This is a genomic window from Lactococcus allomyrinae (genome assembly GCF_003627095.1).
Lineage (GTDB): Bacteria > Bacillota > Bacilli > Lactobacillales > Streptococcaceae > Lactococcus > Lactococcus allomyrinae.
Genome location: NZ_CP032627.1, coordinates 1,812,794 through 1,826,769 on the forward strand (window position 1 = coordinate 1,812,794; position 13,976 = coordinate 1,826,769).

The 13,976-nt window shown below is 38.4% G+C and carries 19 protein-coding genes and 1 tRNA gene; 2 read left to right on the top strand and 18 right to left on the bottom strand.

Annotated features, from left to right (window positions below; genetic code table 11):
* Positions 1–254: 254 nt before the first annotated feature.
* The 3 genes from radA to D7I46_RS08355 all read right to left on the bottom strand — a co-directional run bounded on the left by radA (position 255) and on the right by D7I46_RS08355 (position 3,103).
* Complete coding sequence (gene radA / locus D7I46_RS08345) at positions 255–1,616, bottom strand: DNA repair protein RadA (RefSeq protein ID WP_120772482.1); 1,362 nt, start codon at positions 1,614–1,616, stop codon at positions 255–257.
* A gap of 311 nt (positions 1,617–1,927) precedes the next feature.
* Positions 1,928–2,000: transfer RNA gene (locus tag D7I46_RS08350), tRNA-Thr, on the bottom strand.
* Between the two features lie 236 nt (positions 2,001–2,236).
* Complete coding sequence (locus D7I46_RS08355) at positions 2,237–3,103, bottom strand: helix-turn-helix transcriptional regulator (protein ID WP_120772483.1); 867 nt, start codon at positions 3,101–3,103, stop codon at positions 2,237–2,239.
* A gap of 145 nt (positions 3,104–3,248) precedes the next feature.
* Here D7I46_RS08355 and D7I46_RS08360 point away from each other — a divergent pair, with 145 nt between their 5' ends.
* Positions 3,249–3,731, top strand: coding sequence for an AraC family transcriptional regulator (locus D7I46_RS08360; protein ID WP_120772484.1), 483 nt, complete (start codon positions 3,249–3,251; stop codon positions 3,729–3,731).
* Between the two features lie 261 nt (positions 3,732–3,992).
* Here the strand turns inward: D7I46_RS08360 and rplQ are convergent, their stop codons facing one another.
* The 8 genes from rplQ to D7I46_RS08400 form a co-directional block, all read right to left on the bottom strand.
* A complete protein-coding gene (rplQ, locus tag D7I46_RS08365; protein ID WP_120772485.1) occupies positions 3,993–4,373 on the bottom strand; it encodes a 50S ribosomal protein L17 in 381 nt (126 codons plus the stop codon).
* 15 nt (positions 4,374–4,388) lie between these two features.
* The gene (locus D7I46_RS08370; RefSeq protein ID WP_120772486.1) at positions 4,389–5,327 is read right to left on the bottom strand and encodes a DNA-directed RNA polymerase subunit alpha; all 939 of its coding nucleotides are present in this window, start codon (positions 5,325–5,327) and stop codon (positions 4,389–4,391) included.
* A 50-nt stretch (positions 5,328–5,377) separates the two neighbouring features.
* Positions 5,378–5,761, bottom strand: coding sequence for a 30S ribosomal protein S11 (rpsK, locus tag D7I46_RS08375; protein WP_010906297.1), 384 nt, complete (start codon positions 5,759–5,761; stop codon positions 5,378–5,380).
* Between the two features lie 20 nt (positions 5,762–5,781).
* A complete protein-coding gene (gene rpsM / locus D7I46_RS08380) occupies positions 5,782–6,147 on the bottom strand; it encodes a 30S ribosomal protein S13 (RefSeq protein ID WP_120772487.1) in 366 nt (121 codons plus the stop codon).
* Positions 6,148–6,164: 17 nt separating this feature from the next.
* Entirely contained in the window at positions 6,165–6,281 is a 117-nt protein-coding gene (rpmJ, locus tag D7I46_RS08385; RefSeq protein WP_014024193.1) for a 50S ribosomal protein L36, read from the bottom strand.
* 53 nt (positions 6,282–6,334) lie between these two features.
* Positions 6,335–6,553: a translation initiation factor IF-1 gene (gene infA / locus D7I46_RS08390; protein ID WP_003130554.1), complete on the bottom strand. Its 219-nt coding sequence runs from the start codon at positions 6,551–6,553 to the stop codon at positions 6,335–6,337.
* 245 nt (positions 6,554–6,798) lie between these two features.
* Complete coding sequence (locus D7I46_RS08395) at positions 6,799–7,677, bottom strand: NAD(P)H-binding protein (protein ID WP_120772488.1); 879 nt, start codon at positions 7,675–7,677, stop codon at positions 6,799–6,801.
* A complete protein-coding gene (locus D7I46_RS08400) occupies positions 7,674–8,594 on the bottom strand; it encodes an NADP-dependent oxidoreductase (protein ID WP_120772489.1) in 921 nt (306 codons plus the stop codon). Before D7I46_RS08400 ends, D7I46_RS08395 begins: the two co-directional genes overlap by 4 nt.
* A 219-nt stretch (positions 8,595–8,813) precedes the next feature.
* On the opposite strand from D7I46_RS08400, the gene D7I46_RS08405 reads away from it, so the two are divergent.
* On the top strand, positions 8,814–9,359 hold the full coding sequence (locus D7I46_RS08405) for a TetR/AcrR family transcriptional regulator (protein WP_120772490.1): 546 nt from the start codon (positions 8,814–8,816) through the stop codon (positions 9,357–9,359).
* Between the two features lie 53 nt (positions 9,360–9,412).
* Here D7I46_RS08405 and D7I46_RS08410 read toward each other — a convergent pair whose 3' ends face one another.
* The 7 genes from D7I46_RS08410 to rplF form a co-directional block, all read right to left on the bottom strand.
* Complete coding sequence (locus tag D7I46_RS08410) at positions 9,413–10,060, bottom strand: adenylate kinase (protein ID WP_120772491.1); 648 nt, start codon at positions 10,058–10,060, stop codon at positions 9,413–9,415.
* Between the two features lie 117 nt (positions 10,061–10,177).
* Positions 10,178–11,497, bottom strand: a complete 1,320-nt coding sequence (secY, locus tag D7I46_RS08415; RefSeq protein WP_120772492.1) for a preprotein translocase subunit SecY — start codon at positions 11,495–11,497, stop codon at positions 10,178–10,180.
* A gap of 71 nt (positions 11,498–11,568) precedes the next feature.
* Positions 11,569–12,012: a 50S ribosomal protein L15 gene (gene rplO, locus D7I46_RS08420; protein ID WP_120772493.1), complete on the bottom strand. Its 444-nt coding sequence runs from the start codon at positions 12,010–12,012 to the stop codon at positions 11,569–11,571.
* Positions 12,013–12,199: 187 nt separating this feature from the next.
* Positions 12,200–12,379 (bottom strand): 50S ribosomal protein L30, encoded by a 180-nt coding sequence (gene rpmD, locus D7I46_RS08425; protein ID WP_120772494.1) that lies wholly within the window; start codon positions 12,377–12,379, stop codon positions 12,200–12,202.
* Between the two features lie 10 nt (positions 12,380–12,389).
* Positions 12,390–12,884, bottom strand: coding sequence for a 30S ribosomal protein S5 (rpsE, locus tag D7I46_RS08430; protein ID WP_120772495.1), 495 nt, complete (start codon positions 12,882–12,884; stop codon positions 12,390–12,392).
* A gap of 20 nt (positions 12,885–12,904) precedes the next feature.
* A complete protein-coding gene (rplR, locus tag D7I46_RS08435) occupies positions 12,905–13,252 on the bottom strand; it encodes a 50S ribosomal protein L18 (RefSeq protein ID WP_120772496.1) in 348 nt (115 codons plus the stop codon).
* Between the two features lie 166 nt (positions 13,253–13,418).
* The gene (gene rplF, locus D7I46_RS08440) at positions 13,419–13,955 is read right to left on the bottom strand and encodes a 50S ribosomal protein L6 (protein WP_120772497.1); all 537 of its coding nucleotides are present in this window, start codon (positions 13,953–13,955) and stop codon (positions 13,419–13,421) included.
* Positions 13,956–13,976: the final 21 nt, after the last annotated feature.

Genomic DNA, 13,976 nt, shown 5'->3' on the forward strand with positions numbered 1-13,976 from the left:
CTAATAGAAATACTTTTCTTAATACATACATAGGATAGCAATATAAATGACGTTTTTCAATCGTTTTTAGTGAGTTAGAGATTTCATTTTTTGCATATTTGCATAGTTTTCCTGATTTTTCTTTGAAACAATGGTAATTTATCAAATAATGTAATTTTAAAACGCTTTTATTTCTGTTTTCTTTATTTATAAAAAAAAAGAGAACTCAAAATATGAGTTCTCTTTGCTTTAGAGTCATGTTTAGTTTTGATGTGTCAGGAGAAGACTAATTTCATGCATTCCATTAGTGTTGTCACACCAACTACTTCGATATTTTCAGGGATTTCTATTCCCGATATTGAGTTTTTAGGAGCGTAAACTTTTTTAAAACCGAGCTTTGCTGCTTCATTGATTCGTTGCTCAATGCGAGTGACCCTCCTGATCTCACCAGTCAATCCTATTTCGCCAATAAAGCATTCACGCGCGTCTGTCGATAGTTCTTTGTAGCTTGAAGCTACTGCGATAGCTACCGCAAGGTCAATGGCAGGCTCATCTAATTTGACACCTCCAGCAGATTTCAGATAAGCATCTTGATTTTGCATGAGCAGACCTGCACGTTTTTCTAAAACTGCCATAATCAAACTTACACGGTTGAAATCAAGTCCAGATGTCGTTCGTTTGGCGTTGCCAAACATCGTTGGTGTGGTCAATGCCTGAATTTCTACCAAGATAGGTCGTGTCCCCTCAAGTGCACAAACAATCGCAGAACCTGTTGAGCCTTCTAAGCGTTCTTCTAGAAAAACTTCCGAAGGATTATTAACTTCAATCAAACCATGTCCTTGCATCTCAAAAATCCCTATTTCATTGGTTGAGCCAAAACGGTTTTTTACTGCACGCAAAATCCTAAAAGTGTTATTCCTTTCGCCTTCAAAATATAAGACTGTATCTACCATATGCTCAAGCATCCGAGGCCCTGCAAGCTGTCCTTCTTTTGTGACATGGCCAACGATGAAAGTTGCAATATCATTGGTTTTAGCAATCTGCATCAGCTCTCCTGTCACTTCACGTACTTGACTTACTGATCCTTGTGTAGACTGTACCTCTGGTGTCATAATCGTCTGGATAGAGTCAATAATCAGAAAATTGGGTTTCAAATGTTCTATTTCTGAGCGAATAGACTGCATATTTGTTTCAGCATAAAGATAAAAATCTCTATCAATATCTCCAAGCCGCTCTGCTCGTAGTTTAATCTGCTGAGCAGACTCCTCACCACTGACATACATGACACGTCCACGTGATGCCAACTGTGTGGATACTTGCAGAAGCAATGTTGATTTACCAATCCCTGGGTCTCCACCGATTAAGACTAAAGAACCTGGTACAACACCTCCACCAAGTACACGATTAAACTCGTCTAAATCTGTCTCAATTCTTGGTGTGTCAAAAAGTTCAACTTCATCTAGTTTCATCGGTTTTGAACGTTCACCAGTCATTGAGACTCTTTGGTTTTTAACTTCTTGGACTTCAACTTCTTCAACAAATGAAGACCATTCTCCACAGTTTGGACATCGTCCGAGGTATGTTGCCGATTTATAGCCACAGTTTTGACAAATAAAGGATGATTTTTTCTTAGCCATATTATGAGATGTGAGTTTCGTCCCAGAATTTTCTGATTCAACTCCTTAGTGAATAGACTACATACAGAACGCTATCCAAACGGCAGAAATCTGATGTTTTGAGGTCAGATTTTTGCTAATTGATTTGAAATCGGGAAAATTAGAAAACTTTGATTTTAGATGGAATCTATGTCCCATAAATCCTAGCTATCATGTGCTTTTAACTTCTAAACAAATGATAAACGAACTCAATTTCCTCCTTCTCCTAAATTTATATACGAAAAATTTTGTAAAATGTAACAAAAAAGCGGTTAAATCCGCTTGATTTTTAGTGCCACTGATGTGAATCGAACACACGACCTTCACCTTACCATGGTGCTGCTCTACCGACTGAGCTACAGCGGCTTGTTGTTATATTGTATCTAGTGAAATCCAGTTTCTTACCACTTTACCAGAAATATGGTAGAGCAGAGCAGTAATTTGTTTCACAAATTTTTATCCGCCAATTGAAAGCATGCTTTCAACTCTACCGACTGAGCTACAGCGGCTCTCGTATTGTATAGACTTCCACTATTGTATCGGAGTTAATCTTATAAAACTGATACCTGTCTATTTTATCAAATTTTGACAAAAAATCAACTCTAAAGTGATGTTGGATAGTGTGCTACCAATACTAAAAGATAGTCTCTAAATGCTTTTTCAAAAGGGGAGTCAGCAAATATTTTTGCTTTGTTTCCTAGAGATAAAATCTGCTGGAAACTCGATTCTTTTAGGGGAAGTGCTACGGTGATTTCAAAATTTTGATTGTCTTTTCGTATGATTTCTTTTTGACCGAGCCAGTCAACAACTTTTTCACGAAGACTTTTGTCAAAGATAATTTTGACTTTAAATAATGAGGTTGCCTGTAAAAAATCATCTTTCACAATGCCAACTTTTGGTACTTCGCGGGCTTCAAAATGCAATTTTAGGATTTTTACATTCATCATTCGAGACAACTTAAAATTTCTAAAAGCTTTCCTAGAGGTGTCATAAGCGTGCAAATACCAATGGTCAACTTTGAAGAAAATATTAGTCGGCTCTACTTCACGCTGGCTTTCATTTCCAACTGCATCAATGTATGAAAATGCTACACGTTGATAGTTCTGTATGGAATCCGCCAAGTGTTGAGTTAAATCACGCAGTTCGTCATGCGCTATCATATTTCCTTGCCAATCAAAAAATATTTGTTGATTTTCTTGATCAATCATACTGGATATTTTTTCCAATGTCGCTGTTATTTTATCATTGGAAATTTGCTGATGAACGCTTGACAAGGCGAGTAAAATATTTTGCAAATCGTTCGTTGATAAGAGATGTTTATCCAACTTATACGAATTTTCTAATGTCAATCCTCCATATCGTCCTTGCTTGAGGTAAACTGGAACACCTGCTAGATTTAAGGCTTCAACATCACGGTAAATCGTCTTTTTTGACACTTCAAAACGCGCCGCAAATTCGGTTGCTGACACTATTTCTCACGAAAGTAATGTTAACAAGATTTCGATGAGTCGAGAGATTTTCAAAATAATTTCCTTTAATTTTTTATAGTAGACAATATGATGTCCAGTTTACTAAGTTATAATGATTATATCAAAAGAAAAGAGGAAATACAAAATGACTTTTACAATCGAACACAAAAATGCACTGACACTTCATGGCTGGACTGTCAAATTTGACGGAATTTCCTTGGCGACTTGGGAAACGATTGATGAAGTTCGCAGATTAAAAAGCGAGCATTTTATTAACCTTGCGAAAACTGAAAATTTTCCAGAAAAAATGGCGAATAGTTTGGACGGATTTGGTTATGCAATCGGTGAAAATCGTACAGATGGATTTTATTATTTCGCTGGTGTCAATAGCGCTATTCAAGCGCCTGATTGTTTCGATTTACCAGAGAGTGACTATGTTATTCTTACGGCTAAAGGGGGAAATTCGAGAACACTTTTTGACCAGTTAAATACTGAACTTTTTGCAGATATTTTGCCTCAACTTAAAGATACTTATGACTTCATAGATGGATTTGTAGTTGAGGTTATCACTGCTGGAACTCCTCTTGATGCCGAAGTCGAACTAAGGTTTCCTGTTAATAAAAAATAATTTTGTCGTTAAATAAATTCCTGTCAGTATACTGACAGGAATTTTTATGATAAAAAAAACACTTCTCAGTGTTATTTCTTTTATATATAAAATCAAATTGAGTGCGTCACCTAACTGGTAACAGCTAGGCGACTAGAGCTAGACTATAAGCAAGGCTGACGCGAAAGAGAGTCCATTACAACTCAACACATGCGCCCACAGAACCCTCGCCAACATCATCACACTCAATAGGTTTTAACTACAAATCAAAGTCGTGTTTAATTAAACAAGTTCAATGATTGCCATAGGTGCAGCATCACCACGACGTGGTTCAACTTTAAGGATACGAGTGTAACCACCGTTGCGTCCTTCATAACGAGTAGCAAGGTCGCTGAACAATTTTTGAAGTGCAGTTGGGAAGGTTTCAGTTTCTTCGTTGAAATCTTTGATTGCGATTTCGTTACGTACGTAAGCTGCTGCTTGACGACGTGCAGAAAGGTCACCTTTTTTACCAAGCGTAATCATTTTTTCTACTGTACGACGAACTTCTTTAGCGCGTGCTTCAGTTGTAACGATTGTTTCGTTGATGATCAAATCTGTTGTCAAATCACGAAGCATAGCTTTACGTTGTGAAGATGTACGTCCAAGTTTACGATTGCTCATTTTTTTCCTCCTGTATTATTTTCTTTTTTTAAGGGAAAGTCCCAATTCAGTCAATTTAACTTTGACTTCTTCTACCGATTTGTGACCGAGGTTCTTGACTTTAATCATGTCAGCTTCGCTCATTTCAACAATATCAGCAACTGTATTGATACCAGCACGTTTCAAACCATTGTAAGCACGAACTGAGAAGTCCATTTCTTCGATGATTTTATCGAGCACACGTTCTGTTTTTACTTCGTCTTTAACAACAAGTGTTTCAGCTTCGGCAGCAACTTCTGACAAATCAACAAACAGATTCAAGTGGTCTGTCAAGATTTTTGCAGAGAGTGACAAAGCTTCATCAGCAATGATGGTACCGTTAGTAGTAATTTCAAGTGTTAATTTATCGTAGCTAGAATCTCCACCAACACGGGCAGGTTCTACTTGATAGTTTACTTTACTTACTGGCGTGTAAATTGAGTCTACAGCAATAGTGCCGATTGGCGCTCCGTCAACTTTATTTTCGTCAGCAGGAACATAGCCATAACCCTTTTTAACAGTCATTACAGCACGCATTGAGTGACCTTCAGCGATAGAGAACAAGTAATGGTCTTTATTGACAATTTCAATGTCGCTATCTGTTAAGATATCACCAGCAGTAACAGTCATAGGACCAGTCACGTCAAGTTCGATTTGTTTTTCAGATTCTACGTAAGATTTGATAGCAATTCCTTTAATCGCAAGAACGATTTGGATAACATCTTCACGTACGCCAGGGATTGTTGCGAATTCGTGTTGAACACCTTCAATTTGAATTGAAGTCACAGCAGCACCAGGAAGTGATGACAAAAGAACACGACGAAGAGAGTTGCCTAAAGTTGTACCGTAGCCACGTTCAAGTGGTTCAACAACAAACTTACCGTAATTTTCTGATTCGTCAAATTTAGTAATTTTTGGTTTTTCAAACTCAATCATGTATGTATTCTCCTCTAAAGCGAAAAGTGATTAGTGACAAGAGTGACTAATTATACACGACGACGTTTTGGAGGACGTGCACCATTGTGAGGTACAGGAGTCACATCACTGATAGATGTCACATTGAGACCAGCTGCAGCAAGTGCGCGAATAGCTGATTCACGACCTGAACCAGGACCTTTAACAGTAACAGAAACAGTTTTCAAACCTTGTTCTTGGGCAGCTTTAGCAGCAGCTTCTGAGGCCATCTGAGCGGCGAAAGGTGTAGATTTTTTAGAACCTTTGAAACCAAGAGCACCAGCTGAAGACCATGCAAGGGCGTTACCATGAACGTCTGTGATCATAACGATTGTGTTATTGAAAGTTGATTGGATATGAACAATTCCTGATTCAATATTCTTTTTAACACGACGTTTACGTGTAATTTTTGCCATTTTAACTCCTTTCTATTTAATTATTTTTTCTTACCTGCGATTGATTTAGCAGGACCTTTACGTGTACGAGCATTGTTCTTCGTGTTTTGTCCACGTGTAGGAAGTCCACGACGGTGACGCATACCACGGTATGAACCGATTTCCATCAAACGTTTGATGTTAAGAGAAACTTCACGACGAAGGTCACCTTCAAGTTTCAAGCCATCAAGTTCACGACGAATTGCATCTTCTTGGTCTGATGTCAAATCTTTTGTACGGATATCTTCTGAAACTCCTGCAGCTGCAAGAACTTTTTGAGATGTTTTGAGTCCAACACCGAATACGTAAGTCAATGAAATAACGATACGTTTTTCGTTTGGAATATCAACTCCAGCAAAACGAGCCATATTTTTCTATTTCCTTTCTATCCCTGACGTTGTTTGTGTTTTGGATTTACAGGGCAAATTACCATAACACGACCGTTACGACGAATAACTTTACAGTATTCGCAAATTGGTTTAACAGATGGTCTTACTTTCATTGTGTCTTCCTTTCTATGGTTACTGTGCATATGCACTCAATGAAGTGTCCGAATTACTTAAAGCGGTAAGTAATCCGTCCGCGTGTCAAATCGTATGGTGACAGTTCAACTTGAACCTTATCTCCAGGCAAGATACGGATATAATTCTTACGAATTTTTCCTGAAATCGTCGCCAAGACTTGGTGACCATTTTCGAGTTCAACAGTGAACATTGCATTCGGCATAGTGTCAACGACTTTGCCGTCTACTTCGATTACATCATCTTTTGCCAAGCAAAAGTACCTCCTTAAAAATTCTCCGAAAGATACGAATGTATCTAAAAGTCGGACTAGTGTATTTTATCATTTTTGAGTAAGAAATGCAAGCTTTCATCCTGAAAAAACCTTTATTTTTCTAGTTTTGTCTTCACTTCTCTTTTTTATTCCTTTCATTTTAGTCCATGACAATGTTTTCGGGTGTTCCTATGTCACTGGCAGTCTTATCATAACTATAAAAAATCTGTCAGTATACTGACAGATTATTGATTTTGATACTTTTTGATGAAAATCTTGGCAAAATCAGCGACTTTGACTTTTCCAAGGTGATAATCAGAATTTTTTATTGCTTTATAAAACTGTTCTGGATTTTGTTGCGCACGATTGAGTTGAGCGAAATCTGCGGCATTACTTTCTGAAAAACCCGATTTACGCATCGTATCTTCTACAGTCTCAACAGTGACTTGTTGATAAGTAACCTCAAGGCCAACTGTGCGTAATGACTGAATCCAGTCATTTCCAGTTACCCAGTCACTGACAACATATTGCACGCTCTTGTCAGTAAATGACTGTGTCAAACTTTCATAAACGACATCTGCGATATCCGTCGGATCAACCCAAGCTCGTACTGTATCAATCGCTACTGGCTCAAAAATGGTTTGAGAAGCTTTGATTGTCGCCAGTTCACTAAAAAGATTAGTATAAAAACCGACAGGACGAACATGGCGGACATTGACACCCTCAAGCGTATTTAAGGCTTCTTCTATGAAATGATAACTATAGAGTATTCCTGCTTCCTTGTCATCAGCACCAACCGAGCTAAGGTTAACAACTTTTTTTACACCCGAAATGTTTACAGCTTGACTATAAATTTCTCCTAGAATCTGTGCATCTTTTGCCATGTCTTGAGCTGGAATACCGCCAGAAACCATAAGATAAACGACATCACTTCCTTTAAAAGTATTAATCAGAAATTCTAAATCTCGATTTGAACCTATGGCTGCATGAGCACCCATTTTCTCTATTTCAGTAGCCCTATCAGCTTTAGAAGAGATGACAACAACTTCATGTCCTTCTGCTATCAGTCTTGGAATATAGTGCTGATTGATATTGCCAAGTGAGCCTAAAAGAGTGATTTTCATAATGTAATGATAACCTTTCCATGTGCATGACGACTAGCTTGTAACTCAACAGCCGCCTGATAATCCGCAAGAGCAAAATTTCCTGCGAGTGGTACTTTTAAGTCTCCCGAAATAATATATTCTAAAATATGTGCCATATCCTCTTTTGTGCCAACTCCTCCCGTTGCGCGGGCAATTCCTGCTGGGGGTTCTGGCATCATAATAATCGTGGACATTTTTTCTGGTTTAATCCCAAGAGCAAGTCCAACTTCTAGTGTATCATGGCTAAATAAATCCGTCACAGCTGTGATATTAATGTTTTTCAAACGCTCTAGTAATCCATCCCCATACTCAACGGGCTCTGCGCCCAAGCTACGTAAATAATCAAAAGTAGTATTAGAGCTTGTCCCTATGACATTTGCACCAGCTAACTTTGCAAGTTGCACTGCAAATGTACCAACACCGCCAGCTGCACCACCAATGAGTAAAGTATCACTGGCTTGCAAATCCAAAGTTCGTAGCGCAACAGCCGCTGTCAAACCACAAACTCCCAAAGTCGCTGCAATCTCATCAGAAATTTCGTTAGGTGTATGAAATAAACGATTTTCTGTTTTAACTTTATCATCTACCAGAATATATTCAGCCGCAGCTCCTTTATAAGTTGTGCCAAATACACGGTCTCCAACCTTGTACTCTTCAATATGTGTTCCTACTTTTTCAATGACACCTGCGAAATCATAACCAAAAGTTGCAGGCAATTGCACGCCAAATTGCGCTCCCATCTGAGGATTCCTCATAATCAGCCAATCCATTGGATTGAGGCCAACTGTGGTAACTCGAATGCGCACTTCATCCATAGATGGCTCAGGAATCGGTTGTTCCACTATTTTTAAAACATCTTTTGCTTCGCCAAATTTCTCGTATTGTAAAGCTTTCATTTAATTTCCTTCTGTTCTAAAGAGTATCTGCTGCAACTTCTTGAAGCAGATACTAATCTTAACCAACCCTTTTACCTTACTCGCATAATCGGGCCAGTCTGTGTTATAATAATGTCAGTAACTGACATTTCGAATTTAGTATAAGCTTATTAAAAAGATTTGTCAAGAAAAATGTCACAAACTGACATTTTGTGATTTTAAAGTTATTGGAAGAAGAAAATGAAAAGTAAAGAAAAGTTACAAACTGCAGCCACGACATTATTTATGGAAAAAGGTTACGAAAATACAACCGTGCAAGAAATTTCGTCTTTAGCTGGTGTCACCGAGCGTACTTTTTTCCGTCAGTTCAAGGACAAATCTGATGTTCTTTTTGATTCAGAAAATCATTTAGGCAAACAAGTAGCAAACTACATTTCAGAACACTCCTCAGATACTTTAAATCCGCTAAAGCTTGCTGTTTCAGGTTTTGCAGCGATTACTCTTTTCGATGAAAATCGGGAACGCACACTTTTGCGCACTCAGATTGTTGAGTCACATCCTGACCTTAAAGAACGCGAATTATTAAAAGCCCAGACTTTAATCATGTCTGTAGAAAATACGCTAAGCCCTCACTTTGATAGCTCACTTTCCATGCTGTCAGCAAGGTTTTCAGTGGAAATCTTTCATCTTGCATTTGTTAAATGGACTCATGAGAAAAATAAAAAGTTCTCAGAACAAATCTGGAGTGTCTATGATACTTACAAAAAATTAGTTGAACTTCCATAAGCACTGACAAACTAAAAAGTTACTGACAGAAATTCTGTCAGTAACTTTTTTGATTAACCAAGTACAGATTTAATATCTTCTGTAACCTTGCTGATTTCTTGTTCACCTTTGATGTCTTTGACAAGACCAAGTTCAAGGTAATGTTCAATGATTGGTGCAGATTCTTTAATGTTAACATCCAAACGATTTTTAACTGTTTCAGGAACATCATCAGCACGCTGATAAAGGTCATGACTGCCACAAACATCACAAGTTCCTTCAACTTTCGTTGGATTAAAGATTTTGTGATAAGTTGCTCCACAGTTACGACAAATATAACGTCCGCTCAGTCGATCCACAAGAATATCTGGATTGACTACAATATTTACCACAGCATCAAGCTTGATGCCTAACTCCACAAGCATTTTATCAAGTGCATGAGCTTGGTCAATTGTGCGAGGATAACCATCAAGTAAGAATCCTGAAGCTTTGATGTCGTCTTGTCCTAAGCGTTCTTTAACAATTCCATTTGTCACTTCATCAGGAACTAATTCACCTTTATCAATGAATGATTTAGCAAGCTTCCCCATTTCAGTCTCATTTTTCATCGCTGCACGGAACATATCTCCTGTTGAAATATGATTTACACCATAATTTTTGACGATAAACTCTGCTTGAGTACCTTTACCAGCTCCCGGAAGTCCCATAATTAACAAATTCATTTTGCTTTCTCCTAATTTTTTCTGTCAGCACTAACAGAAAATTTCTGTATTTTCACTTTTTAATTTTAGCGTATTTTTAGTAAAAAATAAAGAAAAACCTTGCTTTACGCAAGATTTTTATTTCATTTCTAGTGGATTATCCATAAATCCTGTATATTTCCGCTTGAGTAAGTAACCTTCGAGCTGTTTAACAGCTTGGATAGCTACCTGAATCAAAATCAGTAATGATGTCCCACCAAGCGCAACAATTTTAGGAAGTCCCCAAATATTTTGCGCTGCAATTGGAATAATAGAAATCAAACCAAGGAAGAGTGCACCAACTGTTGATAAACGCATCAACAAACGTGACACATACTTTTCAGTACCTTTACCTGGACGTACTGATGGGATATAAGAACCTTGTTTCTGAAGGTTTTCTGCCATCTTTTCAGGATTAACCTGTACGAACGAATAGAAGAAAGTGAAAAGAACAATCAGGAGAGCATAGAAGAGCATTCCTGTCCAAGTTGTATACGACAAAGCGTTTTGAAGCGTTGCCAGCCAACCAACATTATCACCATTTGCACGTTGTAAAAACTGCAAGATAGTTGCTGGAGCTGTAGTGATAGAACCAGCAAAGATAACTGGAATAACTCCTGCTGGATTGACACGAAGTGGTAAATAAGAACTTGTAGGTGCCCCTTGTGTCAACTTCGTGTATTGAATAGGAACTTTGCGCTCCGCTTGTTGTACGAAAGTTGTCACATAAATAATAACAATCGCTGCAAGAATCAAGCCGATTACGAAAAGCCAAGACATAGGAATTTCTGATGGACGCACATTTTGGAATTTTTCTGTATAAACAGATTGTACCGCTGACGGAATACCAGAAACAATCCCCGCAAAGATAATTACAGAGACCCCTGAACCAAATCCTTTTTCATTGATTTGTTCACCCATCCAAGTTACAACCATTGACCCTGTGGTCAAAATGGCTCCAATCATCAAATAACTTTGTAAATTTGGATTCTCAACAATATTGAGTGAACTCATCGCTTGGAAACCAGCAGTGATACCAATAGATTGCGCCATAGCAAGCACTAAGGTAATATAACGCGTCGCTTGATTCAGCTTACGACGTCCAATCTCTCCTTGTTTTGACCACTCCACAAATTTTGGTAAAATATCCATTTGTAAAAGCTGAACGATAATAGATGCTGTAATATAAGGCGAAACCCCCATCGCAAAAAGCGAGTAGTTTTGCATCGCATTACCAGACACCAAATTCATCATGTTCAAAAACGGAAGATTACTGATTTCTGTCAAGTTTTGTACGTTGACACCAGGCACTGTAATATGTGCCCCTAATCGAAAGACAAAAAGGATGAAAATCGTAAAGAGGATTCTTGCTCGGACGTCTTTAACCTTAAAGGCTTCCTTAAGTGTTTTAAAAAACATAAAACCTCCTTAAAGCGTTTTAATTGTAAATAGACAATAAGCGGCTGAAAATCAACCGCCAATTGAATAGATTAAGCTTCTTCTACAGAACCACCGTTTGCTTCGATTGCAGCTTTTGCAGCAGCAGATACTTTAGCAACTTTAACTGTGAGGTTTTTAACTGTCAATTCGCCGTTCGCAAGAACTTTAACACCAGATTTAACATCTTTAACAATTTTAGCAGCTACAAGAGTTTCAGCTGAAACAGTAGCTCCATCTTCAAGACGGTTCAAAGTTTCAAGATTAACAATAGCATACTCTTTGCGATTAACGTTCAAGAAACCACGTTTTGGCATACGACGGAATAATGGAGTTTGTCCACCTTCAAAACCAGGGCGAACACCACCACCTGAACGAGATTTTTGACCTTTTTGTCCACGACCAGATGTTTTACCATTACCTGATGACGTACCACGACCTACACGATTACGTACTTTACGGCTACCTTCGGCAGCTTTCAATGAATGAAGTTCCATTTTTTCTCCTTATTTTGTACCTTGCTGTCGCCCATTCTCCATGTAAGGAACGTGTAAAATGAACTCGCCGATACTTTAACTATATATTTCATCCGAATGTCGGACTATACTATTCTACTAAAATTACAATAAAATAGCAAATAATTTCAAAAAAAATCTGCCACAGGGACAGATTTTCATTTTTTAATTAAGCTTCTTCAACTTTTACTAAGTGAGAGATTGAATTTACCATACCACGAATTGCAGCTGATTCTTCTTTCACTACTGAGCTGTTGAGTTTACCAAGACCGAGTGCTTTTACAGTTTTGCGTTGAGCAGGGATACGGCCGATTGGTGAATTTACCAAAGTAATTTTAATTTGAGCCATTTTTTCCTCCTTATGCTAAATCTGATACTGATTTACCGCGCAATGCAGCAACTTCTTCAGCACGTTTCAATTGTTTCAAACCATCAACTGTTGCACGAACAACATTAATTGGTGTATTTGAACCTAATGATTTAGTTGTAACATCAGCAATACCAGCAAGTTCGAGTACGGCACGAACAGAACCACCAGCTGCAACACCTGAACCTTCTACAGCAGGTTTAAGGAGGATTTTACCACCACCGAATACGCCAAGCGCTTCGTGAGGGAGTGTAGTACCTACCATAGGAACTGTAATAAGGTTTTTCTTAGCTGCTTCAATTGCTTTACGGATTGCTTCTGGAACTTCTTGAGCTTTACCTGTACCGAAACCGACACGTCCGTTACGGTCACCGACAACTACAAGCGCTGCAAAGCGGAGACGACGTCCACCTTTAACAACTTTAGTAACACGGTTGATTCCAACAACGCGTTCTTCGAATTCTTTAACTTCTTCGTTTCTAGCCATTTTAATGATTACCCCTTTCCTTAGAATTTCAATCCAGCTTCACGAGCTGCTGTAGCAAGCGCTGCAACACGCCCATGATAGAGGTAACCACCGCGGTCGAAGACAACTGCTTCAACGCCTTTAGCTTTTGCAGCTTCAGCTACGAGTTTACCAACTTCTGCGGCTTGTTCAGTTTTAGTTCCTGACAATTTGAGTGATGAAGCTGAAGCAAGTGTAACACCTGCTACGTCATCAATAACTTGTGCATAGATGTTTGTGTTAGAACGAAAAACGTTCAAACGTGGAGTTTCAGCAGTACCTGAAATTTTTCCGCGAACGCGAATATGGCGTTTTTGGCGGAGTTTGTTTTTATCTGGTTTAGAAATCACAATTCTACCTCTTTAAAATTTTAAATTTCGATAGTTTTTGCCATCGATTTTCTTGCTTATAAGCAAGCGGGGAGTTTTTGTCTGTCTAATTTAGGTTAGCATTGACAAAATCTTGGCACGACCCATATCTGTGTCCCACCAACTACGGATTATAATCTCAAAAAGATTATTTACCAGTTTTACCTTCTTTACGACGTACAAATTCACCAACATAACGAATCCCTTTACCTTTATAAGGTTCTGGAGCACGACGACTACGTACATAAGCTGCCATTTGACCAACAGCTTCTTTGCTGACACCTTCAACAACGATAGAAGTTGGACTAGCAACAACAAACTTGATACCTGCTGGAGCTTCGATTTCATCTGGATGTGATTTACCAACTGAAAGAACAAGTTTAGTTCCTTGAAGTTGTGCACGATATCCGACCCCAATCATTTCAAGGGCTTTAGAGAATCCTTCAGAAACACCAGTGACCATGTTATTGAAAAGGGCACGAGTTGTACCGTGAATTGTTTTCATTTCTTTACTGTCATCAGGACGAGTGAAAGTTGCTTCATTACCTTCAATATTCAACTTGATGTTTTCATTGAATGTACGTGTCAATTCACCCTTAGAACCTTTAACAGTTACTGTAGCGCCGTTTTGCTCAACTGTAACACCAGCTGGGATAACAACGACTTTGTTACCAATACGTGACATGTTTTTTTCTCCTGTTAGATT

What these genes read in the sequence shown, in the direction of transcription:
- radA (WP_120772482.1), bottom strand. Translation starts at nt 1,616, where the DNA reads ATGGCTAAGAAAAAATCATCCTTTATTTGTCAAAACTGTGGCTATAAA.
- D7I46_RS08360 (WP_120772484.1), top strand. Translation starts at nt 3,249, where the DNA reads ATGACTTTTACAATCGAACACAAAAATGCACTGACACTTCATGGCTGG.
- rplQ (WP_120772485.1), bottom strand. Translation starts at nt 4,373, where the DNA reads ATGAGCAATCGTAAACTTGGACGTACATCTTCACAACGTAAAGCTATG.
- D7I46_RS08370 (WP_120772486.1), bottom strand. Translation starts at nt 5,327, where the DNA reads ATGATTGAGTTTGAAAAACCAAAAATTACTAAATTTGACGAATCAGAA.
- rpsK (WP_010906297.1), bottom strand. Translation starts at nt 5,761, where the DNA reads ATGGCAAAAATTACACGTAAACGTCGTGTTAAAAAGAATATTGAATCA.
- rpsM (WP_120772487.1), bottom strand. Translation starts at nt 6,147, where the DNA reads ATGGCTCGTTTTGCTGGAGTTGATATTCCAAACGAAAAACGTATCGTT.
- rpmJ (WP_014024193.1), bottom strand. Translation starts at nt 6,281, where the DNA reads ATGAAAGTAAGACCATCTGTTAAACCAATTTGCGAATACTGTAAAGTT.
- D7I46_RS08395 (WP_120772488.1), bottom strand. Translation starts at nt 7,677, where the DNA reads ATGAAAATCACTCTTTTAGGCTCACTTGGCAATATCAATCAGCACTAT.
- D7I46_RS08400 (WP_120772489.1), bottom strand. Translation starts at nt 8,594, where the DNA reads ATGAAAGCTTTACAATACGAGAAATTTGGCGAAGCAAAAGATGTTTTA.
- D7I46_RS08405 (WP_120772490.1), top strand. Translation starts at nt 8,814, where the DNA reads ATGAAAAGTAAAGAAAAGTTACAAACTGCAGCCACGACATTATTTATG.
- D7I46_RS08410 (WP_120772491.1), bottom strand. Translation starts at nt 10,060, where the DNA reads ATGAATTTGTTAATTATGGGACTTCCGGGAGCTGGTAAAGGTACTCAA.
- secY (WP_120772492.1), bottom strand. Translation starts at nt 11,497, where the DNA reads ATGTTTTTTAAAACACTTAAGGAAGCCTTTAAGGTTAAAGACGTCCGA.
- rplO (WP_120772493.1), bottom strand. Translation starts at nt 12,012, where the DNA reads ATGGAACTTCATTCATTGAAAGCTGCCGAAGGTAGCCGTAAAGTACGT.
- rpmD (WP_120772494.1), bottom strand. Translation starts at nt 12,379, where the DNA reads ATGGCTCAAATTAAAATTACTTTGGTAAATTCACCAATCGGCCGTATC.
- rpsE (WP_120772495.1), bottom strand. Translation starts at nt 12,884, where the DNA reads ATGGCTAGAAACGAAGAAGTTAAAGAATTCGAAGAACGCGTTGTTGGA.
- rplF (WP_120772497.1), bottom strand. Translation starts at nt 13,955, where the DNA reads ATGTCACGTATTGGTAACAAAGTCGTTGTTATCCCAGCTGGTGTTACA.